Origin of the sequence: Gleimia europaea ACS-120-V-Col10b, assembly GCF_000411155.1 — a bacterium.
GTDB classification, from domain to species: Bacteria; Actinomycetota; Actinomycetes; order Actinomycetales; family Actinomycetaceae; genus Gleimia; species Gleimia europaea_B.
This window is the reverse complement of record NZ_KE150266.1, coordinates 1,068,321-1,091,557: the sequence shown is the minus strand read 5'-3', so window position 1 is coordinate 1,091,557 and position 23,237 is coordinate 1,068,321. Positions and strand designations below refer to the sequence as shown.

Genomic DNA, 23,237 nt, shown 5'->3' with positions numbered 1-23,237 from the left:
AGACCGTGTCTGAACCTGGTGTGTCAAAGTTCGCGTCGCTGGCGGCGTCCGCGCAAATGCGGGAGGTGTTGCGCCAAATTGATGAGGGCGTTGTACGCATCCGTTTTTCCGAGGGGCTTCGCCGAGGGTGGGAGAGCGCGCGGGCGGAGGCTGGCGTGCAACTGGCCCACTACGAGGCGGCCCTGGTGGGGGCACGCACGGATTTAGCGCAGTTGCGCCTCGCCACGATGGGGTGCGAGCAGTTGGACGATCCGGCGATGCTTGCCGCGCTTGACGTTTGGAAAGCGCATCGTTTGGCCGAGCAGGATTGGCCGCCGCTGAACTCGCGGCATCCGGTGAAGAATGTGGGCCGCCCGTTGCCGCAGGTGCTCGCTGAGACTCATAAGGCTTTAACCGCGCGTCTGTCTAGTGCGGGTGTGATTGCTGAGGCTGACGTAGCTATCCCAAAGGATCCGCGAGCGCTCGCGGCCGCGCGAGCCGTGTTGGAGGCGAAGTTGCCAGCTCCTATGCGCGCAGGGCTACTCATTTGGTCGTTTGCGAACCGGCCGCTGTTTGCCACTCATTCGGAGCAACTCGGCCGCGTCCTCGCCCGGCATCACCTGGTTGTAAGCGGGTTTGAGCCCAGCGGCACGCTGCTGATTTCGCGCCAGCTGGTGGGGGATGCACAGGCCAGCCTCGCCCTCAAGAATGAGGATCCGGAACCTTGGTTGTACATATTTTGCGAGGCCATGGCCGGGGCAGTTGACCCCACGCTGGACATGATTCGGGGCGTGCAGGCCGGAAGACTTCCGCAGTAGTTTCCACAGGTTCGGTGTAGTCCGCCTGGCCCACAGCCCGGTGCGCTGGGGTGCGAAGTGTTCTCGCGCTCGCATTTTGATGGCTGTATGCGCGTGTTTTTGAAAGTGGAAGAGCAAGCCGGCCAGGTTGTTCGCATCCTGCAGTTGATGGGGCGCACGTTCGAGTGGTTTGGTGAAAGCACTCCGAAGCCGGGTGACTTATTGATTGTTGAGGGTCAATTGGGGGCAGCGAGGGTAGGGCCCGGTGTGAAAGTGGTGCGTTTGGGTGTGGACGTGGTGCTACCCGGAGGCGAAACCCAGCTGATGAGGATCATTGACGCCGGGTTTGCGAGTGGCCGGTTTGCGGTGGCCGTTTTTGCGGGGGTGCGCGGCGGGGTGGGAACAACGGCATCTGTGGCGCGCGCGGCAAAAGAGCTGGATTACGAGTCCGTTTTTGTGCTGGACTTGAGCGATGATCCAACGTTGCGCATCGCGTTAGCAGATACGCGCGCAACCTCGCTTACTTGGGGTGAGGTGAGTATTTGCGAGGACGTGGTGGTATCGCGCTTGCCAAAGGGGATTCTCGCGGTGGTGGGTGCTAAGGCGTGCGCCCCTCCCCAGATCGCGGATGTGGCGCCGCTTGTGCGCAGCCTTCGCCGCGTGGGCCCGGTTCTGATTGATGCGGGCAAATGGAGCCGCCAGGCCGCCCAGTTTTGTGCGGGCGAGGACGCCCGCCCGGTGTTGCTCGGGAAGGCTTCGGCCACGCGGTTCCAGGTGGAGGCGGCGCGGCAGCGGCTAGTCGATTTCGGCCTTGCGGAAAGCGCTGTTTGGCTTCCCAAGAGAGCGAAGTTGAAAGATTTGGAGGCGGCCTGTGCACGCTAGGGAGCTACAGCACCGGATTGCGCGTGGAGAAATGCCGGCCAAAGCGGTGGGGCAGACGGCCTCCCCGCTGGCGGGAGCAAACGCATTGGTTAGCTCGGCGTGGAGCTTGGACGCAACCATCGCGGGGCCCGGGCCCGCCCTAATGGAGTTGATCTCGCAAGAGGGGGTTAGCGACGTCCTCGTAAATGGAACGTCAGTTTGGGTGGATCGGCGCGGGCGTATGGAGCGGGCACAGGTGGAGTTTTCTTCCCCGGCGCAGGTGCGTGAGTTGGCAGTGCGAATGGCGGCAACTGCGGGCACGCGTTTGGATGAGGCCATGCCGATTGCAGACGGCACCCTACCTGACGGCACGCGCTTGCACGCGGTCCTGTCTCCGCCGGCGGTTGGTGGGCCACTGATTTCTTTGCGCACCAAACGACGCAGATCCTTCACTTTGGAGGAGTTGCGCAAGAACGGCACGTGTGCAGGACCAATGTTTGACGCGATTGTGGGGTTGGTTGAGGCGCGCGCAAACGTATTACTGTCCGGTGCGACGGGCACGGGTAAAACAACGCTACTGTCTGCGATCTTGTCCAAGGTGGATGCGGGCCAGCGCATCATTTGCATTGAGGAGGTGCCCGAGCTTTCTCCCACGCACCCGCACGCAGTAACGATGTGCCAGCGCGGGGCGAATGTGCAGGGTGAAGGCGAGGTGAGCCTAGCGGATCTGGTGCGTGCCGCGATGCGGATGAGGCCAGACCGGTTGGTGCTTGGCGAATGTCGCGGGGCGGAGGTGCGCGACGTCCTCACTGCTTTCAATACGGGCCATGAGGGCGGGTGGGCAACGATCCACGCGAACACGCCTGCGGACGTGCCGGCACGTTTGGTGGCGCTCGGGGCGCTCGCGGGGATGGCTGATTCCACCGTGCACGCCCAGGCGGCGGCCGCATTGGATGCGATTATCCACGTGGAACGGCGCGCCGATGGCAGGCGTGAGGTCACTCAAATCGCGGTGGTTGAGTCTGGTGTGCCGCTGCGGGTTCTTCCCGCTTTGACAGTTGCAGGCAGGGGGCCGGGGTTCGCGGCCTTGCAGGCGCGCGTTCACGCCGGGGGAGGGCGATTAGCCTTACCAGGGGAGCCTCCTACCGCGGAGGTCGTAGTGCAAAGCCCGGCGGAGGTCGTTTAGATGGGCTCGCTAGCCGCGTTGGCGTGGACACTCTTGTTCGTGTTTTTCTCCTCGTTTGCACTGGTTCGCAGGTGCAGGCAGCGGCGGGCGTTCGCCGCGTGGAAGGGCGCGAGTGTAGTGGAACGCAAGCCTGCGACGCAGGCGTCGGCCGCGATGTTGATTGCGGATGTGGTGGCGCGTTTGCGCTCGGGAGCGAGCGTGGAGGCGGCTTGGCGCGGTGCGATAACCGATGCGGGTTTGCCGTGGGGAGGGATGGATAGCCGGGGGGTTCCGCAGCTGCCAAAGCAGTTGCGCGGCTCAGCCTCGTCAGTGGAGGCCGCGTGCCGGCTCACGCACCAGATTGGGGCACCAATGGCGCAGATCCTGGAGTCGATATTAGAGACGATTGATGAGGTCGATGCGGCAAAACGGGATCGCGAGGTGGCGCGGGCCGGCCCGGAAACTACGGCGAAGCTCCTCACTGTGCTACCACTTTTGGGTGTGGTGGCAGGGTTTGCGGTGGGTGTGGACGTGGTGGGGCTTTGGTTTGCAGGCGGCGCGGCAACGGTTGGCCTGGCTGTGGGGGCCCTGTTTTGGGTGGTGGGAGTGGTGTGGGCGAAGCGGCTGATTGCGGCGGCATCGCAGGAAGGGGAGCGCATTGATCCGGTGGTGCTGGTGGATCTGCTGGTTGCCAGTTTGGGGTCGGGAGCCTCTATTCCGCATTCGTTGGATGCGCTTGGGGTGGCTTGCGGAGAGCCTGAGTTTGAGCGTTGCGCAGCTTTGCTTCGTATGGGCGCACCTTTTGACGCGCTGGAGGAGCAGGTTAGTGCAGACGCGTTGCCCATGATTGCGGCGTTGCGCCCGGCGTGGACTTTGGGGGCCTCCCCGATCCCAATGTTGCGGCTACTTGGCAGGCGGATTCGGGCAACGAGGGCGGCCAAGGCGCGCGGTGAGGCGCAGAGGCTAGCTGTGCGCCTGGTTCTGCCCTTGGGCCTGTGCCTGCTTCCCGCTTTCGTCGCAATCAGCGTGGTGCCAATAGTAGCGTCAATCTCGCTGCCCGGGTTTTAGGGTGGCTCCCCCTACGCGTCGGCCGGCTCGGCCTCATCGTTTTGGTTAGTGTCCTGGGGGACAACGATCAACTCGGTTTTAGATTCCCGGCAGATTTCCAACACGGAACTCGGTGGTTCAACGTCGGTGATGAGGTATTCAAAGTCGCCTAGTTCAGCGGTTTTGCACAGTGCACGGCGAGTGAACTTCGTGTGATCGGCAACCAAAATCCGTACCTGCGCCGCCCGGAGCATCGCCTGCTTCGTTTCCGTCACGTAGTCGTACGGGTTGCAAACCACTCCGTCGGTGATAGCCGTGTCGGACATAAGGCAAAAGTCGGCGCGGAACCTCTCCGCCTCGGCAACGGTGCGCGCCCCATAGAAAGAGTTAGACCACGGCGAATAGCGTCCGCCCAAGCAATGTAGTTCCACCATGGGGGCGCGCCCCACTGCCTGCACTACGGCCAGCGAGTTTGTAATGATTGTGAGCGGAGATCGGCCCGTTAGTTCGCGAAGCGCAGGCAGACACGAGGAGGAATCATCAACCAGCAGGGAGGATGCGCGCGGAATCAGTTCGCTAACCACCGGGGCGAAAGACTCCTTAATCTCGGTCAAAATGCCGGATCGCAGAGTGGAAGACAGGTCCACAACCGTTGACTCCGCCGGCTCCACGTACCCGCGGCCCAGACTAACCAGCCCCTCGCTGACCAGCTGGGAAACATCACGGTAGACGGTGACAACGGAGACGTCGAGGAGCTCTGCAAGCTCCTCGACGTCTAGGCCGCCAGCTTCGAGCACGGCGCCTACAAGCCGAGCTTTCCGGCGCTCTTGTGCACTTAGCTTTTTCAAACAGTCCTCATTACTTCTTGTGTGGGACTACCGCCACCTTGATTCCGGTGCCATTAGCCGCCACGGTAATAGCTTCGTGAACGTCTGCAAGCTCAAACGTGTGAGTGTGCAAAGACTTCACGTCTATTTTACCCTCACCGATAAGGCGTAGCGCCTTCTTGTGTGCTGCCCGGCCCGCGTTAGACGCGCCGGTGATAACGAGCTCACGATAGTGAATGAGGTTCGGATCAATCTGCGCTTTTGCAACCTTAGAAAAGCCCGCGAAAGCGTTTACGTGACCACCCTTGCGCATGCACAAAAGCACGTCCTCAACAAGTTCGGGCCTGCCAATACAGATCACGCCAATGTCTGCGCCCTCCCCTTCGGTCAAGTTTTTGCAAAACTCGGCAATGTCGGTCTGTGTGGGGTCTACCGTGTGCGTGGCACCCATCTTCTTGGCGAACTCACGCCTCGACTCTGACGGGTCAGAAACGATGATATTGCTGGCCCCCGCCAGGCGACACACCTGGGTGTGTAGCAAACCGATCGGCCCCGCACCCGCAATGAGGACAGTGTCGCCAATGCCGGGCTGGTAGTTGTGCGCGCCATTAATCACGCAGCCAAGTGGCTCGGCCAAAGCAACCTCAACGGGGCTTAGATGCGAGGGGGCTTTGAACACGCCACCCCTTCGCAACGCCTCGGCGGGGATGCGAATGTACTCGGCCAGGCCGCCGTCGATTCCGTATCCGAAGATTTTGGAGTCGATGCACAAGTGCTCCATCCCGCGGCGGCAGTAGTAGCACTGCCCGCACGGCACAGTTGGGAGGACGCCTACCAAGTCCCCAACTTCGAATCCCTCAACTTCGGAGCCAACTTCTTCAACGTACCCGGAGATTTCATGTCCCAGGACGATCCCCAGGTCGATGCCCGCAGTCTTTTCGCCGCGAAGGATACGCCCATCCGTGCCACACACGGTGTTCGCACCCACGCGGAGAACGAGGCCGTCGGTACCTGCGCTAGGGGTTTCAACTTCTCTTAGTTCAAGCTGTCCAGGTCCTGCAAAAACTGCGGCTTTCACTTGGCATCACCGTGCACAATCGCAGAGAGCTCCTTCATAACGCCAGCCATGTCTTCTACCTGCCAGACGTTGCGACCGTAGATCAGGCCGCGAGCGCCCGACTCGATGGCCTCGCCAGCTAGGCGGCTAACTTCGCTACGGTCAGCTGCGGAGCCACCCAGGGTCAGAACTGGAATGTTACCGACCTCTTCAATCAAGGTGCGTTCAGCTTCAACATCGCCCACGTATTCGGTCTTGATAGCGTCTGCACCGATCTCTGCGGCAATGCGGCACATCTGGCGCAGGAGCTTGGGGTCCTTTTGGTCTTCGTTTCGCATACCCCACAGGGTTGCCTCAACAATCACGGGCAGGCCAATCTGGTGAGCTTCCGCAATGAAATGAGCAACTTCCTGCACGTTGTCGTAGAACATGCCGTCAGCAGCGGGGCGTCCGATCAGGTACATGCATACGGCGGTGGCGCCAAGTTCCAGGGCTTCTTGAGGAGTAGTGAGAACCCGGTAGGCCTCTCCCATCTCTTTCTTCATGTTCGGATCCAGGGTGGTCCAGTCCACGCGCAGAATCGGTTCGGGTCCGCCGCGGCGGCCAAAGAGGTGTGCGCCCTGCTCAAGCATTCCACGGTTTAGGAGGATGCCCTCGGGGTTGCCCGCAACGATTCTTTCAAGCAAATCTACGGGATTGCCCAGCCCGTCGGGTATTGGCAGAGACTGGCCGTGGTCGAATGCCACAATGAATGACCTGTTGGTCTTGCTGTCAAATATTCGTGATAGTCGAATGTTCTTGCCGGTCATTTTTTCTCCTAATATTCTTCGTCTACTTCGGGGTCTTTCCCGAGTCGGCCAACGTCGATCTGATCGAGTGCGCGCATGTTGTTTTCGCTTAGTTTGATACGCGGAGCCGAAAGATTGTCTTTCCATCTGTCTGGGTTTGCGGACTTAGCTACTGATGAAATTCCGCGCGCACAGGCCCATGCGATGCACACCGCTGCGGGCGAGCAAGAGTGCTCAGCCGCAATCTTCTTGACCTCTGGGTGTTCAAGAAGACCCTTGCCGCGTCCAATAACTCCCCAACCTTGCGGTGCAATGTCATTTTCAAGGCAGAAATTCACGAGGTCGATTTGCGCAAACCCAGGGTGTACCTCGAACTGGTTCACTGCCGGGTATTCGCCGAACTCCTCGCGGATTTTTTGTAGGTGCGCGATGGGGAAGTTGCACACGCCAATGTTCTTGATGAAACCTTCTTCACGTAGCTGCATGAGCGCTTCGTAAGACTCTAGGTAGAGCCCTAGGCGCGGTAGGGGCCAGTGAATGTGGTACAGGTCGATGTAGTCCAACCCAAGGTTTCTTAGTGTGGCAAAAAATGCGCGTCTAGCCTGCTCTAACCCTTGGTCGCCACCGCGCAGTTTCGAGGCAACAAGTACCTCTTCTCGCTCCACGCCAGAGTTGCGGACGCCTTGCCCTACTCCGTATTCGTTGTGGTAGCGCTGCGCGGTGTCGACCATGCGGTAGCCGTCGCCAATTGCACGTGATACGCAAGTGGCCGCGTGTGCGTCATCTAGCTTCCATGTGCCATACGCAACGGCTGGAATTTTCATACGTGTTTTCTCCTTATCGACGCTGAATGTCGGCAAGCTTGTGGCTCATCGGAGCCGTTGCCGGGTACAGGTCGAGGTAGGTTTGGAACATTTCTGAGTAGAGCTCGAGGTTGTCCTCATTGGGTACGATTTCACGCTCAGCTCGGTTCCAAACGGTGGTTTCATCTACGCATCCGGCAGCCATTGCGGCTAGTAGTGCGTCACCGTAGGAGGCGCCGATGGTTACTTCGGGGATGTACTGCTTGATGCCGATGATGTCGGACATGATTTGGGGCCAGAGCCCGCCGGTGGTTCCGCCGCCAACAGCCCAGTATTCGGTTGCTTGGCCGCCGCACTTACGAATGGTTTCCAGTAGGTGGCGAGAACCAAAACCGGTAGCTTCAAGCGCGGAACGGTAAATGTCGCCTTGCTTGTGCGTAAGGTTCAGGCCGGCCAGCAGGCCGCGCGCATCCGGGTCTGCAATGGGGGTGCGTTCGCCCGAGAAGTACGGCAACATGATGAGGCCGTTCGATCCCGGTTTGGACTGCGCGGCCAACTCTGAGAGCTCGTCATATCCGAGGCCGGTCAGCTCGCTGATCCACGTGGTTAACGAACCGGTGGTTGACATGCCACCCGATAGGTTCGAGGTGCCTTCTAACAGGCCCGCGCAAGACCAGAGGGATGGGCCTTCGAGAGCGCGGTCTGAGATCTGCACTGCCACCATGGTGGAGCCGTACATGAGCATCACTTGACCCGGCTGGCGCACGCCAACTGAGAGCGCTTCGACGAACGCGTCTACCGAGCCGACGGCTACGGGCGTTCCGGGGCGCAGGCCGGTGATGCGAGCAGCGTTATCGGTGATGTGTCCAGCAACCTCGTTGGACCACATCAGGCGTGGCATTGGAAGATCGCCACAAATATCCTCCACCCACTCATCTACCCAGTCGTTGGTAAATGGCGAGTAGAGAGGCTCACACATGGATGCGGCCAGGTGATCTAGTACGTATTCTCCCGTCAAGTGGAACACGCAGTAGGTGTGTGCCATCAGGAAGCGGCGGGTCTTGGCCCAAACCTCGGGCTCGTTGCGTTTAACCCATTCGATCTTTGGGCCCACGGACTGGGACGTCATGCCGTTGCCGCACTTCTTTAGCACGGTCTCTTCGCCGTACCGTTCGGTGAGTTCGTCGATTTCCTTGGAAGAACGGGTGTCAACGCCGTAGAGAATCGCGTTGCGAAGCGGCGTGCCGCGTTCGTCAGCGGCGAGGAATACGGGGCCGATGCCCGAGATGCAAAGACCTGCTACGTCGCCCTTCGCGCGGGTTGCGAGTTCGCGGCAAATCTTTACAACGTCGGACCACCACACCGCGTCCGCATCGTGTTCCGCCCAGCCGGGCTTAGGGAATGCGGTTTCGTGCCTAACTACTTCAGAGTAGAGCACGTTGCCTTTTGTGTCTGATAGCACGCCTTTCGTGGAACCCGTGCCGATATCAATGCCTATAACTAGATCTGCCATGGCTTTAATCTCCTTTGACCTTGCCAGCCATTGTTGACCGCTTATTGCATTCAACGCCACTAAGTTATCAAGAAAATGATAGATGCGATACTATTTGTGACAAAAAGTTACTTATTTTGTCAGTTCGATGTCAAACTTCGCCTATACTCGGCCCTATGAAGCCTGATACCTCTTTTGTTGGATCTGACCGTGACTCTCTAATCCGCCTGGCCCGCGCCATGGGGCGCGTGGACGCGATGGCATTTGATGTGGACGGCACGCTTGCAGACGCAAGCTCGTACGTTCCCAAAAGCACAATCAGCGCGCTGGCCCGCCTCGCAAATGCGGGGGTGCAACCCGTAATCATTACCGGGCGCGTGTACCCGGCTGCGGCAAAGATTCTTCACGAGGCGCACTGCCCGGGCATTGTCGTAGCGTCAAACGGGGCGGTAGTGGGGGACTGCGAAACAGACGAAATCTTGTACCAGCACCCGATGGATCCGCAGTTTTCGCGCGGCCTCATCGATCTTGGCCGCAAGCATGACCTGTCGATCACACTCTTCCTGTTCGACTCGATGGTGTCTGACCGCGACGACTTTTCTGCCCGCTTCTTGAAAGACGCGAACGAGGGGCTGGCCGTGCGGATCGAGGACATCGACCAGATCGACCCGGATCTCATTTTGAAAATCATGTACGCCCACCCCAACGCCGAGGTACTTGACCAGCTGACCCCGGAACTTCACGAGGCATTCCCAGATTTGCAGCGTTCTTTGAATAACTATTTTGAGATTGTTTCGCCCGGTGAAGGCAAGAAGAAGGCGTTACACATTGTTGCGGACAAGTTGGGGTGGGATCTGCAGCGCGTTGCCGGATTTGGTGACGGCGGCAATGACGTGCATTGGATGCCCGAAACCGGCTGGCCCATTGCGATGGACAACGCGCGCGACGAGGTGAAGGCGATCGCTCGCGGCGTCATTGGCCACCACAACCACGGGGGCGTTGAAAACTTCATTGACGCCTACCTACACGTACACGGCTGAACATAGTTTGATTTTTGCGGCCGCCTCGCACACCTGCCGGGGCGACCTTACCGTATCTGCAGGATAGAAACTACCCACAGGCGTTACACGTCCCCGTGTTTCCACACCTTGCGCGGGCGGGCCTCGAACACGGGTTTTAGGCGCGAAATAGTTGCGGTGACATATCAATGAAGGAGGAACAATATGTCACCACAAAAACCAATTTCGATGCGAATGTTTGCGCCCTATTGGCCAGACCGTTCGATGCGTGGAAACATTGACAGCACGCGGCGTGATCTTGATGAGGGCGGTTTTGTTACCGCAGAATACGCGGTGGGTATTTTGGCTGCGGTCGCGTTCGCTGGAGTTTTGCTCGCGGTGCTCAAGTCCGGGGCAGTCAAGTCGATGTTGACGGCGATCATTCAGTCGGCGCTCAGTGTCTAGCTTCAAGGGCGAGGCGGGGATGGTGACGGCCGAAACCGCAGTTACCATCCCCGCGCTTCTCGCAGTGTTTGCGCTAATGATTGCGGGCGTGTCCGCCGCAACCAGCCAGGGTCAGGCGTGTCACGCGGCGCGAACCGCTGCACGGGCGGTTTCCATTGGTATGAGTGACGCGCAGGCATCCAGCCTGGCCGTCCAGTCGGTTTCTCGCGAAGCCAACGTGTCGATTGTACACGCGAGGGCAGACGCCAGGGTAACCGCGGCGATGTCTGCGGGCGCCCTGCTAGTGCCGATTCGGTGTTCGGTGACCACGCAAAAAGAATCCAGCTTCGCACCGTGATGCTGGGAGAAGATCGACTTTGAAAACTAGGGAAAACAGGCGATGATGCGGGAAGCAAGCCCTCGGGAAATGCGCGAGCGACCCAGTTGTGCGCCGCGTCAGCCACGCTCACGTCGCGGACGTAGCGAGGCCGGCAACGCCACTGTTCGGGCTATTGCGATCGTGATCGCCCTGGTAATGATTGCGGCCACGGCGGCCTTTGCGATGGGAGTTTTGGCCGCAAAAACCAGGGCGCAGGCGGCGCTAGACCTAGCCACGCTGGCCGGCGCGTCCGCGCTGATCGATTCAGTTGGTGCCACTTACGGGACTGATCCGTGCGCGGTAGCGAGCGAAGTGTGTGCACGCAACGGGATCACGCTGACCAGTTGCACGGCTGCGGGGCTCGACGTGATTACCACAGCGAGTATGCGAGTGGCCTCCCACGAGATGCACTTGCGCTCGCGGGCGGGCCCCAAGAACCCGCAGGTTATCAGCCAAGTGCAGTTTGACCATTGAGGAGGACGCCGTGCCAACTCCCTCGCTAATCGGATCGCGTGGTCGCTTGACGTTCGGGGCAGTGCTCGATCAGGTAGCGCAAGAGCGTGCGGGCACCTGTTTTAGATAGGGGCTCGTTGCGGTTGCCGCACTTGGGGGATTGCACGCAGGAAGGGCAGCCGTCCTCACAGGGGCAACTTTCAACCACGTTGAGGGTGGCGCGCACCCACTCGTAAGCGTTCTTCCAGGCGTGCTCGGCAAAACCGGCACCCCCCGGGTAGGCGTCATGCACAAACACGGTGGGCGCGCCCGTTTGCTCATGCGCGGCTGCGGATAGGCCCCCTAAATCCCAGCGGTCACAGGTGGCCAGGAGTGGCAAAATGGCGATAGAGGCGTGCTCGGCTGCATGTAGGGCGCCGGGCAAATCCGCGACTGACACACCTAGCCCGGCTGCCACGGCCTCATCTATCTGCCACCACACGGACATGGTGAGTAGCTTTTGCACCGGCATGTCCAGCTTGGTGTTAGAGATGAACTGCAGGCCGGGCAGGCGTAGCGTGTCAAAATCGGTGACTTGGGAAGACGCTTCCACTTCGCCAAAACTCCATGTAACCGCGTCATCGCTCCATGTGTCCGTAGCGTTCAGGATCTGCACGTGCGACTGCACTGTTGGGCGAGTGCGTAAATCCGTCACCACCGGGCGCACTAGGGCCACGCGGGTGCCGCCCGTAGCTGCGCTGGTCGCGCCCGAACCGGTGCCGCGTAGGGCGCCACCGGCAACGGCAGGCTGGGAAGTTAGTTCAGTGACTTGGAACGTGCGGCCCTGATGCACGTAAATCGCGCCCGGATGTACCTGCGCGTTAGCCTGATCCGACGCCACGGTGCCAATCACGGTTCCCGTGGCCTCTTCCACCACCTGCACCTCCATTGCGCTACCGCGTAGCTCCGTCAGATCCTGCGCGCGCATTGGTAGTGCCACATTCCAATACCATCCGCTTGGGCGCTTGCGCAGATAACCCTGCTTGGTCAACGCGTCAAAAACAACAGTCGAGTCCAACCCAAACAGCTTCAAATCTGCTTCGGTTAGGGGTAGCTCGCTCGCGGCCGCGCACAGGTGCGGCGTCAAAACGTAGGGGTTTGCCGGGTCAAACGTGGTGGCCTCGGCGGCCTCCAAAATCAAATGGGGGTTGTGAATGATGAACGAATCGAGTGGGTTATCCGAGGCAATCAGTACGGAAACTCCGTGCGCGCCGGCCCTGCCCGCACGCCCCACCTGTTGCCACAGCGATGCGCGCGTGCCCGGCCAGCCGGCCGTGATCGTCGCGTCCAAGCCAGAAACGTCAACGCCGAGCTCCAACGCGTTAGTGGTTGCCAGTCCCGCCACCGCGCCCGTGCGAAGCGCGGTTTCCAAGGCGCGCCGCTCCTCCGGCAAGTACCCACCCCGGTAAGAGGCAACCTTGGACATCAGCTGCGGCGCCCGCGTTGACAGCACGTCCCGCGCCTTCGCCGCAACTGACTCCGCAGCTGCTCGCGAGCGCACAAACGTCAGCAGTTTCGCGCCGCGTTGCACCATTTCGGCCAGCAAAATGGCGGCCTCCGAGGTGGCGGACCGACGCTGCATCCCTGCTAAGAGCACGCGGGTTTCTTCCCCCTCAGCCTCTATTGCGGCAAGGAAGTCCGCGATCGAAATGTCTTTCGGCGCCATGAATCCTGGCTGCCACAACACCAGGTCTTTCGGGCCGGAGGGCGAGCCGTCTGCGGTTACCGAAACGACCTCGCCCACGGGAACGCCAATCAGTTTCGCCGCCGTGCGTTCGGCCTCGGACACGGTGGCAGAAAGCATGATAACGGTGGGATCCGCGCCAAGGTGGCGGGAGATGCGTAGCAGACGGCGCAAAACCAGGGCGATGTGTGCGCCGGTGACGCCGCGCCAATAGTGCATTTCGTCGATCACTATGAACCGCAGGCCAGAAAGCAGGCGCGTCCAACGTTCATGACCGGGCAGGAGGACGTGGTGCAAATAGTCCGGATTTGTGAGGATCACGTCGGCAAACCCGCGCGCCCAGTCCTTCGCTTCGCGCGGCGTGTCCCCGTCGGCGGTACCGATGCGTAATGAAAGAGGCTCCTCGCCGCCCGCGATCACGGTTTGCAAATGCTGCAGCTGGTCGGCTGCCAGCGCCTTCGTGGGCGCCAAATACAAGGCCGTGGGACGGCGTCGCATTTGCGAAAGGCGAGTACCAGAACCCTCCTCAATCGTGGAAAGAATGGGGAGCCAAGCGGCAAGCGACTTGCCCGAACCAGTGCCCGTCGAAATCACGGTGTGCCTGCCTTCGTAGGCGGCGGTTGCGGCCTGCGCTTGATGCGACCACGGCCGTTTAATTCCCATCCGCTCATAACTGGCCACCACGCGCGGATGGGCCCACTCGGGCCATTGCGCCAGACGCTCCTCGCGTCCGGGAATAGTCAGGGTGGAAACCAGGCGGTCGCTACTGCCCGCAATCGAAGACAGCGCGCCCAGCAGGCGCTGCGCCATTGACTCGGCCTGCCCAACCATCGTTATTTCGCTAACTGCGTTGCAACGCCCCTAGCTATTGACTGCATGAAGTTGATTCCATCCATGCCTGCGGCCACGCCGGCAGAAATGTTATCCACCAGCTGCTCGTCGTTCATGCCCGCACCTACCGAGCAAATGTAATCCGCGCAAACATCTATCAGACCGTCATCCACAAGCGTGTAAATCGTGGGGAAGTAGCGTTCCCGGTTCCACTGGTCCGCAGCCGTGAACAGCGCCGCCATCGCCTGCGTCGACATGGGTAGATCCGTCTTCCACAAAATCCGCACCGACAAGAATTTACCCGAGGTTGTGAAAGCAAACTGGAATGGGAAGCCGGAGAAGTTCGCCAGGCCAAACCCCTCTTCCGCGAATACTTCAAAGGAGGTGCCCATCGTTTCAACCGCTTGCCCGATGCGCTCAAATGTAACCGGCGAGGGAACCTTCGGGTCATCTGTTACCACGTGCAAAGTCATCGGCCTTCCTCCACTTCATCGCGCGGTGCCACAACGAGGTGCGGAAGTGCTTTTTCTAAATCCTGGAAGTAGCCGAGCACCATGGTTAGCGCCGTCTCATAAAAATCTGTCAGCTGCGCATTTGTGGCGCCTTTCGAAATGACGAGGCTCGATTCAGCTCCCACGCTGAACTCTGCGGCCTCCTTAATGGGCACCAAGTAGGCTTTCGGGCCGGATCGTTGCACGTTGCAGGCGTGCACCTGCTGAGTGAGCAGTCCAAAATCGTCCTCAGACTTTGAAACGCCGCGCCAAAGCCCGCGAATCTGCAGGATCGACGGCGACGAGAAGTTTACAAAAATGAGGCCCGTCTGTGCGGCGAACATGAGTTCGTGCTCCCCGTTTTCGTGAATGTCGAATCCTTCTTCGGAGTTATCAAGCTCGCACAGGAAATGTCGGACGCGTTCTGATGTTACTAGCGTGGGGATTTCCGCCGTCACTGGCACTCTCCTCGTATCGGGCTCAAACTCTTTGATCTGATAACAGATTAGGTTAGGCGGATGGCTCGCGCGCGTCGAATCGAATCAAACCGGGCGTAATGACATTATTGTTCACTGGTGACACGTGGAGGTAAACAAAAGTGAGTGACCAGGGGCAAACCCCGATATTCACCGCAAATAGTCGGCGCACGCTACGCGTCGTCCTCACTTTTGGTGCGCTCTTAGCTCTGCTCCTACTGGCCATTGTGGGCCTGCATACGCGGACGGGCCAACTTTTGGATCAGGCTGTGCTTGATGTGGCGATGCGTCGAGCTGCCAGTTTTGACTGGGTTGACGGCTTCTTGACCAACTCGATTTCGCTGTACACCGTGGCGATTGCTGCGGGCGTAATCATGCTGATTGCCGCGCTACGAGGCCGGTTTGCACTCGCGCTACGCGCCGGCGTCATGATTGTGGGAGCTAACCTGATGACGCAGGCGCTGAAAACCTACCTGTTGGATCGGCCTTACATGGGGATAGGTTTTGACCTGCCAAACTCGTTCCCCTCCGGTCACACCACGCTATTGGTGTCACTGGCTTTGGCGCTCGTGGTTGTGCTCCCGCGAGAAATCCGCTCGATCACCGGGTTTGTGCTGTCATTTGTTGTGGCCTGCCTGGTCATTTCAATAGTTATTCTCGGCTGGCATAGGCCTTTTGACGTCATCGGGGGAATTCTCGTGGCATTCATGTGGGCGATGGCGCTCGCGCCGCAAGAGGAGCCGAGCCCGCCCTCAGACCGTCTGAACAGTGGAGCGATCGTAGGCTCGCTACTGATTCTCGTTCTGTTGATTACCGCATTCGTGATTAAGCGTGACCAGCTGGTGGCAACGCTCACGCACATCTCGCAGGGCGTGCCGGTAGATGCACTTGCCGCTGGCCCGCGCGCGCTTGCCCACATTTACACCGCTGGCGCGTGCGTGATACTCGCCGCCCTGGTTGTGCTGGCCATCAACCTGGTGGTCTACCTTCAAACCGGGCGCAAGCACGCATAGACGAGGCCGGGATTTGCCGGGCCTCGCTTAGCTGCTACTTCTTGGTTGACTCCATAACGCCGCGCCAAATGTCGATGCCCGCTTCAACCGCGTACTGGTCTATCTGCGCGATCTTCGCCAGCTTGGGCACGTCTCGATCAAGTTCGGTTCGCCCTCCTCAATCTACCTATTCAGCATCGAGTAGGACGGCTGGTGGATGGCCAGAGGCGTGCCCAGGTCGCGCTGGGTTTGGAGGGGTTTGTCATCCCCGAAGTTATGCCAAAAGCCCAGCGAGATGGGCGGTAGCTGCAGGCCGGTCTGGGCAACACGGCGGTATTCCACGTTGTCGTAACGCTCCGGGGCTGGCGTGTACATATTGACACCGTAGTTTTAGATTCTGGAAGTCCTCATATTTTCCTCCCTACGCGTCTTTACGTTGCTTTGCGCACACGGGCGCGATAAAAGACAGCGAATGCGTCCTCTTCAATCGTACCCAAGCGCCGGGTGCGTTTTCGGGTACGGCGGATTGGCGCTAAATACTTGGCAAGCTATTGTTCGCCCGGTCGAAATAACCAATTTAGAAACCGCGCCACGCCGAAACAATATACGAATTGACCCCGTATCTAGTAGTTGCAACAATGTAACTACACAATATGTAGGGGTTGTGATGTGCCTGTGACTCTCATGCGCTAACTCTTACGTAATGATGCGAAAACCCAATCTAAAAGGAAGCAGTGAGCGAGTATGCACTCAGAAAATGGCGCCGTGCCGGTTTACAACGTGGACGCAATTTCGACCATCGACGAGTATTTGGATCAGTCCGACTGGCGCGTAAACGCGAACGCGAACCAGGATTACTCCGTTGGCGGCCTCATTCTAAATACTGCTGGAAAAATGGTTGCAAACTACTGGCTCACGCGTGTTTTCAGTACCGAGGCCGGCGCTGCGCACCGCGAGGGTGACATCCACATTCATGACCTTGACATGCTCTCGGGCTACTGCGCCGGATGGTCACTCAAGCAACTCCTGCAAGAGGGGTTCAACGGGGTGTCGGGCGCTATCGCATCCGCGCCGCCCAAGCACTTTTCATCGGCTTGCGGCCAGATTGTGAACTTCTTGGGCACGCTACAAAACGAATGGGCAGGAGCGCAGGCGTTCTCCTCGTTTGATACCTACATGGCGCCTTTCGTGCGCTTGGACAACATGAGCTATGAGGACGTCTTGCAGAACATGCAAGAGCTCATCTACAACCTCAACGTTCCCTCACGCTGGGGTTCGCAGTGCCCGTTCACGAACCTGACGTTTGATTGGACCTGCCCGGAGGATTTGCAGAACGAAACGCCCCTCATCGGCGATGAACTGTGCGACTTCACCTACGGCGAGCTGCAGGCGGAAATGGACATGATTAACCGCGCGTTCATGGAGGTCATGACGGGCGGCGACGCGGATGGGCGCGTGTTTACATTCCCGATACCCACCTACAACATCACGCCCGATTTTGACTGGGAGGGCGAGAACACGGATCTGTTGTTCGAGATGACTGCGAAGTACGGCCTGCCCTACTTCCAGAACTTCTTGAACTCCGACCTTGATCCGGGCATGATCCGTTCGATGTGTTGCAGGCTCCAGCTGGATTTGCGCGAACTGCTTAAGCGCGGAAATGGCCTGTTCGGATCGGCTGAACAGACCGGTTCGATTGGCGTCGTAACGATCAACATGGCCCGCCTCGGCTATCTGTTTGCCGGTGACGAGGATAGCTTGTACAAGCGTTTGGATCAGCTGATCGACATCGCCTCTGACACGCTGGAAAAGCGCCGCAAGGTGGTGCAGCACTACATGGATAACGGGCTGTTCCCTTACACGAAGCGCTATTTGGGCACGTTGGATAACCACTTCACCACGATCGGCGTGAACGGTATGAACGAGATGGTTCGCAACTTCACGCTGGATGAACATGACATTACGAGCGAGTATGGCCATGACATGGCCGCGCGCATTCTCGATCATGTGAATGAGCGCATGATTCAGCTGCAGGAGAGCACGGGCAACCTGTACAACCTGGAGGCCACGCCTGCGGAAGGCACCACTTACCGCCTGGCGCGCGAGGATCAGAAACGCTTCCCCACCATCATTCAGGCGGGCACGCCCGACGCGCCCTACTACACCAACTCTTCTCAGCTACCGGCGGGTTACACGGATGATCCGTTCGAGGCCCTCGAAATGCAGGAGGAGTTGCAGGGCAAGTACACGGGCGGAACGGTGCTACACCTGTACATGGGTGAGCGTGTCTCGTCCGCTAAGGCCTGTAAAGAACTGGTGCGCCGCTCGCTGGCCGCATTCAAGGTTCCCTACATTACGATCACCCCAACGTTCTCCATCTGCCCCACGCACGGCTATTTGGCGGGCGAACACTTTGATTGCCCCAAGTGCGCGGATCGTGGGCGCGAGCAGGCTTGTGAGGTGTGGACCAGGGTTATGGGCTACTTCCGCCCGGTAACTTCGTTCAACTCCGGCAAGCAGTCGGAGTACAAGGAACGCCAGATGTTTACCGAACAGGCGGCAAGTGAGCACGGCCCGCTGCGCTCACGTCTTGCGCAAAAGGCGGCGCAGTTGGAGGCGCAAGCATAGTGTCGCAGGCGGATGCGCGGGACCTGCAGATCGCGGGTCTCGCGCCCATGTCTAGCGTGGATTGGCCGGGCAAACTCGTAGCTACGGTGTTCACGCAGGGGTGCCCGTGGGCGTGCGGGTACTGCCACAATCACGCGATCATTGATACGCGCGTGCCTGGCGTCGTTGCGTGGGACGAGGTGGTTGCTTTGATGCGCCGCCGCCACGGCCTGCTCGATGGCGTGGTGTTCTCCGGGGGTGAGGCCACGCGCCAGCGCGCCCTCTTTCCCGCCGTAGCTGAAGTGAAAGAGATGGGTTTCGAGGTTGGCCTGCACACTGCCGGGCCGTATCCGAAGTTGCTCGACGAGTTGCTGGGCACCGGTCTGGTTGATTGGGTGGGTATGGATGTGAAAGCCACGGCACAAAACTATCCTCACGTTGTGGGGCGGCCTAACTCGGGGCAGAAAGCGTGGGAGTCACTGGAAATTCTGCTTCGGCGCGCGCGAGAGCAAGGCATCGACTACGAAGTGCGCCTAACCGCTTTCCCCGCTTCCTCTGGTGACGAACTTGCTGTTGCGCGTGGTTGCTTGGAAGCCGGCGTGAAATCTTTTGCGCTCCAGCAGGCAAGGGCGGAGGGGGCGCCCGATAATTTTCAGGCGGACTTGCCCGGATGGCAGGATCAGTTCGACGCGCTGGCGCGCGATATCGGCGCGCTTGGATTTGAGTCTTTCGTTGTTCGCCCTGCTTAAACTCTGGAAATCCGCTGGTTTCGTGGAATACTAGCAAAGTCAGATATTTCGCCCAAAAAGAGGATTTCCATGAACACGGATCCGAAGGCTTCATCGCAAAGACCGGATTTAGCGCAGGTTGCCGCAGACCCGGCAACGAATTTGGAAGTCTTGCGTACGCTCGCTTTTGAATACCCAAAACTGCGGTCCGTGATCGCGCTGAACCCGTCTGCTTATCCGGGCCTGTTGGAGTGGCTGGGCGAATTCGATGACGAGGCCCTGAAAGCTGCCCTCAAACAGCGTGAGGAATCTGGCCCGGTCTACCCCTCTGCCTCGGTAGCCGCGCCGCTCGCGGCCGGTGCGGAGTCTGGGGCGAGCTCGCAAACTCCCGCGCAAAATGTCGCGGAGATTGCGGACGCAGGCGAGGAAGACTCGCCGCAACATTCGACTAAGAAGGGCCTGATCGTAGCGATCGTCCTGCTTGTTATTGCTATTCCGCTGGTGTTTGTGGCTGCGAAACTGTTGGTTGGTACGCCCAATGCTCCCGAATCGGCGTCCTCTACTGCCACCTCGGCAGGGGCGGAGGCCACCGCTATTCCCTCCGACACGCAGGCATCGGAAGAGGTGACTACGGCCGTTGAACTCAAGTACCCGGCTCCTGGTGAGGCTGCGGATTTGGAGCTGATTTCTGCGCCCTCGGGAAACATTCTTTGTAAGCTAGCGGACGGCTCGGTGGCCTGCACGGTGCTGCAAACCCAAGAGGGAATGCGTGGCGGCGCGTGCGAAGAGGGGTTTGTAACGGTTGTGGCAACCGCTGAGGGCGTGAAGCGCGATTGTTCGCTTCGCGTGAATGCGCAGGGCGCGACCAAGGTGGATTACGGCCAGTTCGGGAAGACCGCAGACGTGGCGTGCGGGTCACAATACAACGGCATTTCCTGCTGGAACATGAAGACGGGCCAGGGCTTTGCCGTTTCGCGGCAGGGCTGGACCACAACCGACAAGGGCTACTTGTCTGAAGAGCAGTTCCCCTGGGTTCAGTAGGTCTTCGGCCGGCTAAACTTTCACCCCGAGTTTTTCGGCAACAGCCGTGAGGATTTCAGAAGCCCCTCCCTCGATCCGCAAATCAGCGTAGGCGTCCAGCTGCGTGGGGCCCCGGTTGATTATGGCGAGTTTGGTGCCGGGCTTGCGCAATCCTTCTTGCGCTATCCAAACACCGGTTCCCACAATCATTGAGGAGCCAACTACCAAAAGCACGTCGGCCTCGCGCGCATATTGGAACGCTAGGTCCATGGCATCCGCAGGAAGCATCTCGCCGAAAAATACCACCGAGGGTTTTAGCGGCCCGCCGCACTTTGGGCACGGTGCAACCTTGAAGGTTGAAGCGTTAGCGCGAGCCTCATCCACGTTGGCGAGGATTGCTACATGCGCCGGATCAGGATCATCCACTACGTCGGGGTTGAGTTCGCGCAGCCACTGGTCAACCTCGCTTCGCGGATAGTTGGCGCCGCACATGACGCAGTCCGCCGTGTCGAAAGTGCCGTGCAGAAGTGCGGGGCGCTCGATGCCGGCTCGCACATCCAACCCATCCACGTTCTGCGTGGCAATGCCGTTCACGAACCCGGCCTTTTGCAGGGCGGCCACGGCCAGGTGTGCGCGAGTGGGGGATAGGCCGGCAACGGTTTTCCAAGTTTCTTGGTTACGCTGCCACACCCAGCGCTGCCACTTCGGGTCCGACATGAACAGGTCGAAGTCCACAGTTTGCCCACCGGAGGATCCTGTGCCACGGTAGTCGGGAATCCCCGCGTCGGTGGACATTCCTGCGCCCGCGATGATGGCGGTTGCATGCCCGCGCATCATGCTCGCAAGCGCATCAACTTTTGCCTGGCTCGTTTCGCTAAGTTGCGTGTAATTAGTCACTTCAGATCACCCTATTTTCCATTGTAGGCGCGCAAAACCGCAAAATGTCGCGGCTAAGTGAGGGTCCATTAATTTCCGAGGACTCCCGCCCGCGCCCTGGGCGGCCACGGGTTGGACACGGGTTTGGTGGTTTCTTAGCTGGGCGATAGCGTGGAATTCCGGTCGGGCTAAGCGTTTGTTTAGCCGTGGTGATAAAACACAGATCGGAATTCCATGAGCACATCAGCTTCGGGGCGCAGGTCCCAGCTTCAAAAGTTCTTTTCGTGGCGCCTCCACGGGGATGGCAAATCAATTTCTCCTGGTGAAGTAGTGATGCCGTATGAGCGTCTGACTTGGCCTCGCACTATCGGCATTGGCGCGCAGCACGTTGTGGCGATGTTTGGAGCAACGTTCCTGGTGCCGCTACTGACGGGTTTCCCGCCCAACACGACGTTGTTCTTCACGGCGATTGGCACCCTCCTTTTCCTTGCGATTACTGCCGGGCGCCTGCCGTCTTATCTTGGTTCTTCGTTTGCGCTGATCGTTCCGATCGTGGCCGTGTCCCAGTCTTTGGGCCCGGCTTTTGCTTTAGGTGGCATTATTGCAACGGGTGCAACGCTGGCGTTGGTGGGCGTGATTGTGCACTTCGCGGGTGCGCGTTGGATTGACGTGGTGATGCCGCCAATCGTCACGGGCACGATTGTTGCGCTGATTGGTTTTAACTTGGCTCCGGCTGCGTGGAACTGGGTGCAGCAGGCGCCGGTCACGTCGGTGGTCACGATTGTGGCGATCTTGCTGACCACGGTTTTGTTTAAGGGCATTATTGGGCGCTTGTCGATTCTGGTGGGTGTACTGATCGGTTACGCGGCCGCTGCGATTCAAAACGAGGTGGATTATTCCGCGATTGGCGAGGCCGCGTGGTTTGGTTTGCCGCAGTTCCACTCTCCGCAGTTTGCGTGGTCTACGCTGGGCCTGTTTGTGCCGGTGGTGTTTGTGTTGGTTGCCGAGAACGTGGGTCACGTGAAGTCGGTTGCCGCGATGACGGGACAAAACCTTGACGATATTACGGGCCGCGCGCTGTTTGCTGATGGCCTGTCCACGATGATAGCGGGTGCTGGGGGCGGTTCGGGTACCACTACCTACGCGGAGAACATTGGTGTTATGGCCGCTACCCGCGTGTACTCGACGGCCGCTTACGTGGTTGCCGCACTGTTCGCGTTGGCACTGTCTTTGCTTCCGAAGTTTGGCGCGATTATTTCCACGATCCCCGCCGGTGTGCTGGGTGGTGCGGCCACGGTGCTGTACGGCATGATCGGTATGTTGGGTGTGCGTATTTGGGTGCAAAACCAGGTTGATTTTGCTGATCCGGTGAACTTGAATACGGCGGCAGTGGCAATGATTATTGCGATTGCAAACTTCACGTGGGTTCCGGCTGGCATGGAGTTTGGCGGTATTGCGCTCGGTTCCGCGGCAGCGATTGGCGTTTACCACTTGATGAGGTGGATTTCGAAGGTGCGCGGCACAAACCTAGAGGCGGCTACGCCGGCCTCGGCTCCCGCTGGCACTGATCTTGAGTGGGAAGGTTACGTCTCCCGCCATAAGGGTGCGGGCCAAGAATAACGGCCTGACGAGAAAGGTTAGCGGCTTCCCATAGGGGGAGGCCGCTAACCTTATGTGCAAACTCTTCAGCTACTCGCTCTGTTCGGTTTGCGAGGCCGGCTCAGTTTCGGTTTCACCGGGCGAGCTTTCCTCTTCGCCGGGCTGCTCGGTGCCGTCCTCGGCGGGAATCGCCTTGCAGTTTTCTGCCTGTTTCAGCGGATCGGTGTTGGAGAGCAACGCCGCAACATCCTCGTTACTGGGTAAATCTGTGAAGCGCTCGCCCAGAATAATGGTGACGCTTGTTGGATCAGACGGTGCGTAGCGAACCGTGGAATCGGTGAACGCGCGCGCCAGAGTGTAGGCAGCAACCACCTGGGAGCGTCCGGCTGTGAGCTTCACGGTCCCATAGAACTGGCCTTCATAGTTGCCCGTTGCGTCGATCGTCACGCCCTGTTCTTCTAACGCTCCCGCAATCGAGTTAGCCAGGCCGGGCCGGCCCGTCGCGTTGAGGACGGTAGCGTGAATGCCGTCTAGGCTTGCAGGCTCGGAACCTTCGGGGAAGCACGGCACCTCGCCGGCTCTTGCTTCTTCTTTACCCTGCGAAAAGTCGTTAAAGAACGGGGTGGGCAAAATGCCCGTAAACACCAGTATGGACAGTAGAGAAAGCGCGACCATGATCGCGGCGATCACGGAAAACGCAAGATTTTGACGCCGCTGACGGGCCTCTCGAAACTGCAGGCGAGGGCTGATTTGGCGCGGCTCTTCTGGCGGTGGCGGGGTGGGATTCACCCTGTTAACTCTAGA

Annotated in this window: 24 protein-coding genes; 13 read left to right on the top strand and 11 right to left on the bottom strand. The window is 59.4% G+C overall.

The features are described 5' to 3' along the window. Positions 1-5 precede the first annotated feature (5 nt). The 4 genes from HMPREF9238_RS05000 (at position 6) to HMPREF9238_RS04985 (ending at position 3,870) form a co-directional block, all read left to right on the top strand. Positions 6-797: a hypothetical protein gene (locus HMPREF9238_RS05000; RefSeq protein ID WP_016444360.1), complete on the top strand. Its 792-nt coding sequence runs from the start codon at positions 6-8 to the stop codon at positions 795-797. Positions 798-884: 87 nt separating this feature from the next. After that, positions 885-1,658, top strand: a complete 774-nt coding sequence (locus HMPREF9238_RS04995) for a hypothetical protein (RefSeq protein WP_016444359.1) — start codon at positions 885-887, stop codon at positions 1,656-1,658. 31 nt (positions 1,659-1,689) lie between these two features. Beyond that, complete coding sequence (locus HMPREF9238_RS04990) at positions 1,690-2,823, top strand: TadA family conjugal transfer-associated ATPase (protein WP_156824452.1); 1,134 nt, start codon at positions 1,690-1,692, stop codon at positions 2,821-2,823. Next, positions 2,824-3,870, top strand: a complete 1,047-nt coding sequence (locus HMPREF9238_RS04985) for a type II secretion system F family protein (protein ID WP_016444357.1) — start codon at positions 2,824-2,826, stop codon at positions 3,868-3,870. Positions 3,871-3,881: 11 nt separating this feature from the next. Here the strand turns inward: HMPREF9238_RS04985 and HMPREF9238_RS04980 are convergent, their stop codons facing one another. The 5 genes from HMPREF9238_RS04980 to HMPREF9238_RS04960 are packed head-to-tail and all read right to left on the bottom strand — an operon-like array spanning position 3,882 to position 8,837. Then, a complete protein-coding gene (locus HMPREF9238_RS04980; protein ID WP_016444356.1) occupies positions 3,882-4,697 on the bottom strand; it encodes a DeoR/GlpR family DNA-binding transcription regulator in 816 nt (271 codons plus the stop codon). Positions 4,698-4,707: 10 nt separating this feature from the next. Then, complete coding sequence (locus HMPREF9238_RS04975) at positions 4,708-5,754, bottom strand: zinc-dependent dehydrogenase (protein ID WP_016444355.1); 1,047 nt, start codon at positions 5,752-5,754, stop codon at positions 4,708-4,710. Then, a complete protein-coding gene (locus HMPREF9238_RS04970; protein ID WP_016444354.1) occupies positions 5,751-6,542 on the bottom strand; it encodes a class I fructose-bisphosphate aldolase in 792 nt (263 codons plus the stop codon). The genes HMPREF9238_RS04975 and HMPREF9238_RS04970 overlap by 4 nt, the downstream gene beginning before the upstream one ends. An 8-nt stretch (positions 6,543-6,550) precedes the next feature. Continuing rightward, positions 6,551-7,345, bottom strand: coding sequence for an aldo/keto reductase (locus HMPREF9238_RS04965; RefSeq protein WP_016444353.1), 795 nt, complete (start codon positions 7,343-7,345; stop codon positions 6,551-6,553). A gap of 13 nt (positions 7,346-7,358) precedes the next feature. Then, positions 7,359-8,837 carry an FGGY-family carbohydrate kinase gene (locus HMPREF9238_RS04960; protein WP_016444352.1) on the bottom strand — a complete coding sequence of 493 codons (1,479 nt, stop codon included), beginning with the start codon at positions 8,835-8,837 and terminating at the stop codon, positions 7,359-7,361. A 155-nt stretch (positions 8,838-8,992) separates the two neighbouring features. On the opposite strand from HMPREF9238_RS04960, the gene HMPREF9238_RS04955 reads away from it, so the two are divergent. The 4 genes from HMPREF9238_RS04955 (at position 8,993) to HMPREF9238_RS04940 (ending at position 11,111) form a co-directional block, all read left to right on the top strand. Next, positions 8,993-9,856, top strand: a complete 864-nt coding sequence (locus HMPREF9238_RS04955) for a Cof-type HAD-IIB family hydrolase (RefSeq protein WP_016444351.1) — start codon at positions 8,993-8,995, stop codon at positions 9,854-9,856. Positions 9,857-10,039: 183 nt separating this feature from the next. Next, positions 10,040-10,279, top strand: a complete 240-nt coding sequence (locus HMPREF9238_RS04950; RefSeq protein ID WP_016444350.1) for a DUF4244 domain-containing protein — start codon at positions 10,040-10,042, stop codon at positions 10,277-10,279. Continuing rightward, on the top strand, positions 10,272-10,616 hold the full coding sequence (locus HMPREF9238_RS08625) for a TadE family type IV pilus minor pilin (RefSeq protein ID WP_156824389.1): 345 nt from the start codon (positions 10,272-10,274) through the stop codon (positions 10,614-10,616). The genes HMPREF9238_RS04950 and HMPREF9238_RS08625 overlap by 8 nt, the downstream gene beginning before the upstream one ends. Positions 10,617-10,685: 69 nt before the next feature. Then, positions 10,686-11,111, top strand: coding sequence for an Rv3654c family TadE-like protein (locus HMPREF9238_RS04940; RefSeq protein WP_232217599.1), 426 nt, complete (start codon positions 10,686-10,688; stop codon positions 11,109-11,111). A gap of 25 nt (positions 11,112-11,136) precedes the next feature. Here HMPREF9238_RS04940 and HMPREF9238_RS04935 read toward each other — a convergent pair whose 3' ends face one another. Genes HMPREF9238_RS04935 through HMPREF9238_RS04925 form a run of 3 tightly spaced genes read right to left on the bottom strand, consistent with a single transcriptional unit; the run spans position 11,137 to position 14,593 of the window. Beyond that, the gene (locus HMPREF9238_RS04935) at positions 11,137-13,644 is read right to left on the bottom strand and encodes a DEAD/DEAH box helicase (RefSeq protein ID WP_051109778.1); all 2,508 of its coding nucleotides are present in this window, start codon (positions 13,642-13,644) and stop codon (positions 11,137-11,139) included. A 2-nt stretch (positions 13,645-13,646) separates the two neighbouring features. Then, positions 13,647-14,117 carry a YbjN domain-containing protein gene (locus HMPREF9238_RS04930; RefSeq protein WP_016444346.1) on the bottom strand — a complete coding sequence of 157 codons (471 nt, stop codon included), beginning with the start codon at positions 14,115-14,117 and terminating at the stop codon, positions 13,647-13,649. Then, positions 14,114-14,593 (bottom strand): YbjN domain-containing protein, encoded by a 480-nt coding sequence (locus HMPREF9238_RS04925; RefSeq protein WP_016444345.1) that lies wholly within the window; start codon positions 14,591-14,593, stop codon positions 14,114-14,116. Before HMPREF9238_RS04925 ends, HMPREF9238_RS04930 begins: the two co-directional genes overlap by 4 nt. A 140-nt stretch (positions 14,594-14,733) precedes the next feature. Here HMPREF9238_RS04925 and HMPREF9238_RS08620 point away from each other — a divergent pair, with 140 nt between their 5' ends. After that, positions 14,734-15,624, top strand: a complete 891-nt coding sequence (locus HMPREF9238_RS08620) for a phosphatase PAP2 family protein (protein WP_016444344.1) — start codon at positions 14,734-14,736, stop codon at positions 15,622-15,624. Between the two features lie 162 nt (positions 15,625-15,786). Here HMPREF9238_RS08620 and HMPREF9238_RS04915 read toward each other — a convergent pair whose 3' ends face one another. Then, complete coding sequence (locus tag HMPREF9238_RS04915) at positions 15,787-15,978, bottom strand: hypothetical protein (RefSeq protein WP_016444343.1); 192 nt, start codon at positions 15,976-15,978, stop codon at positions 15,787-15,789. Between the two features lie 369 nt (positions 15,979-16,347). Here HMPREF9238_RS04915 and HMPREF9238_RS04910 point away from each other — a divergent pair, with 369 nt between their 5' ends. The 3 genes from HMPREF9238_RS04910 to HMPREF9238_RS04900 all read left to right on the top strand — a co-directional run bounded on the left by HMPREF9238_RS04910 (position 16,348) and on the right by HMPREF9238_RS04900 (position 19,979). Then, positions 16,348-18,231, top strand: a complete 1,884-nt coding sequence (locus HMPREF9238_RS04910) for a ribonucleoside triphosphate reductase (protein WP_016444342.1) — start codon at positions 16,348-16,350, stop codon at positions 18,229-18,231. Next, a complete protein-coding gene (locus HMPREF9238_RS04905) occupies positions 18,231-18,959 on the top strand; it encodes an anaerobic ribonucleoside-triphosphate reductase activating protein (protein ID WP_016444341.1) in 729 nt (242 codons plus the stop codon). Before HMPREF9238_RS04910 ends, HMPREF9238_RS04905 begins: the two co-directional genes overlap by 1 nt. Positions 18,960-19,028: 69 nt before the next feature. After that, positions 19,029-19,979, top strand: a complete 951-nt coding sequence (locus tag HMPREF9238_RS04900; protein WP_016444340.1) for a variant leucine-rich repeat-containing protein — start codon at positions 19,029-19,031, stop codon at positions 19,977-19,979. Between the two features lie 12 nt (positions 19,980-19,991). Here HMPREF9238_RS04900 and HMPREF9238_RS04895 read toward each other — a convergent pair whose 3' ends face one another. Beyond that, the gene (locus HMPREF9238_RS04895; RefSeq protein WP_016444339.1) at positions 19,992-20,855 is read right to left on the bottom strand and encodes a Sir2 family NAD-dependent protein deacetylase; all 864 of its coding nucleotides are present in this window, start codon (positions 20,853-20,855) and stop codon (positions 19,992-19,994) included. A gap of 213 nt (positions 20,856-21,068) precedes the next feature. On the opposite strand from HMPREF9238_RS04895, the gene HMPREF9238_RS04890 reads away from it, so the two are divergent. Next, positions 21,069-22,454 carry a uracil-xanthine permease family protein gene (locus tag HMPREF9238_RS04890; RefSeq protein WP_016444338.1) on the top strand — a complete coding sequence of 462 codons (1,386 nt, stop codon included), beginning with the start codon at positions 21,069-21,071 and terminating at the stop codon, positions 22,452-22,454. Positions 22,455-22,523: 69 nt separating this feature from the next. Here HMPREF9238_RS04890 and HMPREF9238_RS04885 read toward each other — a convergent pair whose 3' ends face one another. Beyond that, positions 22,524-23,222 carry a LytR C-terminal domain-containing protein gene (locus HMPREF9238_RS04885; RefSeq protein WP_016444337.1) on the bottom strand — a complete coding sequence of 233 codons (699 nt, stop codon included), beginning with the start codon at positions 23,220-23,222 and terminating at the stop codon, positions 22,524-22,526. Between the last annotated feature and the right edge of the window lie 15 nt (positions 23,223-23,237).

Bases quoted from the DNA above. Each gene is read 5' to 3' on its own strand.
- HMPREF9238_RS04935 (WP_051109778.1), bottom strand. From the start codon at position 13,644: ATGGTTGGGCAGGCCGAGTCAATGGCGCAGCGCCTGCTGGGCGCGCTG.
- HMPREF9238_RS04900 (WP_016444340.1), top strand. From the start codon at position 19,029: ATGAACACGGATCCGAAGGCTTCATCGCAAAGACCGGATTTAGCGCAG.
- HMPREF9238_RS04940 (WP_232217599.1), top strand. From the start codon at position 10,686: ATGCGCGAGCGACCCAGTTGTGCGCCGCGTCAGCCACGCTCACGTCGC.
- HMPREF9238_RS04960 (WP_016444352.1), bottom strand. From the start codon at position 8,837: ATGGCAGATCTAGTTATAGGCATTGATATCGGCACGGGTTCCACGAAA.
- HMPREF9238_RS04955 (WP_016444351.1), top strand. From the start codon at position 8,993: ATGAAGCCTGATACCTCTTTTGTTGGATCTGACCGTGACTCTCTAATC.
- HMPREF9238_RS04965 (WP_016444353.1), bottom strand. From the start codon at position 7,345: ATGAAAATTCCAGCCGTTGCGTATGGCACATGGAAGCTAGATGACGCA.
- HMPREF9238_RS04995 (WP_016444359.1), top strand. From the start codon at position 885: ATGCGCGTGTTTTTGAAAGTGGAAGAGCAAGCCGGCCAGGTTGTTCGC.
- HMPREF9238_RS04990 (WP_156824452.1), top strand. From the start codon at position 1,690: ATGCCGGCCAAAGCGGTGGGGCAGACGGCCTCCCCGCTGGCGGGAGCA.
- HMPREF9238_RS04910 (WP_016444342.1), top strand. From the start codon at position 16,348: ATGCACTCAGAAAATGGCGCCGTGCCGGTTTACAACGTGGACGCAATT.
- HMPREF9238_RS04985 (WP_016444357.1), top strand. From the start codon at position 2,824: ATGGGCTCGCTAGCCGCGTTGGCGTGGACACTCTTGTTCGTGTTTTTC.
- HMPREF9238_RS04930 (WP_016444346.1), bottom strand. From the start codon at position 14,117: ATGACTTTGCACGTGGTAACAGATGACCCGAAGGTTCCCTCGCCGGTT.
- HMPREF9238_RS04950 (WP_016444350.1), top strand. From the start codon at position 10,040: ATGTCACCACAAAAACCAATTTCGATGCGAATGTTTGCGCCCTATTGG.
- HMPREF9238_RS04915 (WP_016444343.1), bottom strand. From the start codon at position 15,978: ATGTACACGCCAGCCCCGGAGCGTTACGACAACGTGGAATACCGCCGT.
- HMPREF9238_RS04890 (WP_016444338.1), top strand. From the start codon at position 21,069: ATGAGCACATCAGCTTCGGGGCGCAGGTCCCAGCTTCAAAAGTTCTTT.
- HMPREF9238_RS04970 (WP_016444354.1), bottom strand. From the start codon at position 6,542: ATGACCGGCAAGAACATTCGACTATCACGAATATTTGACAGCAAGACC.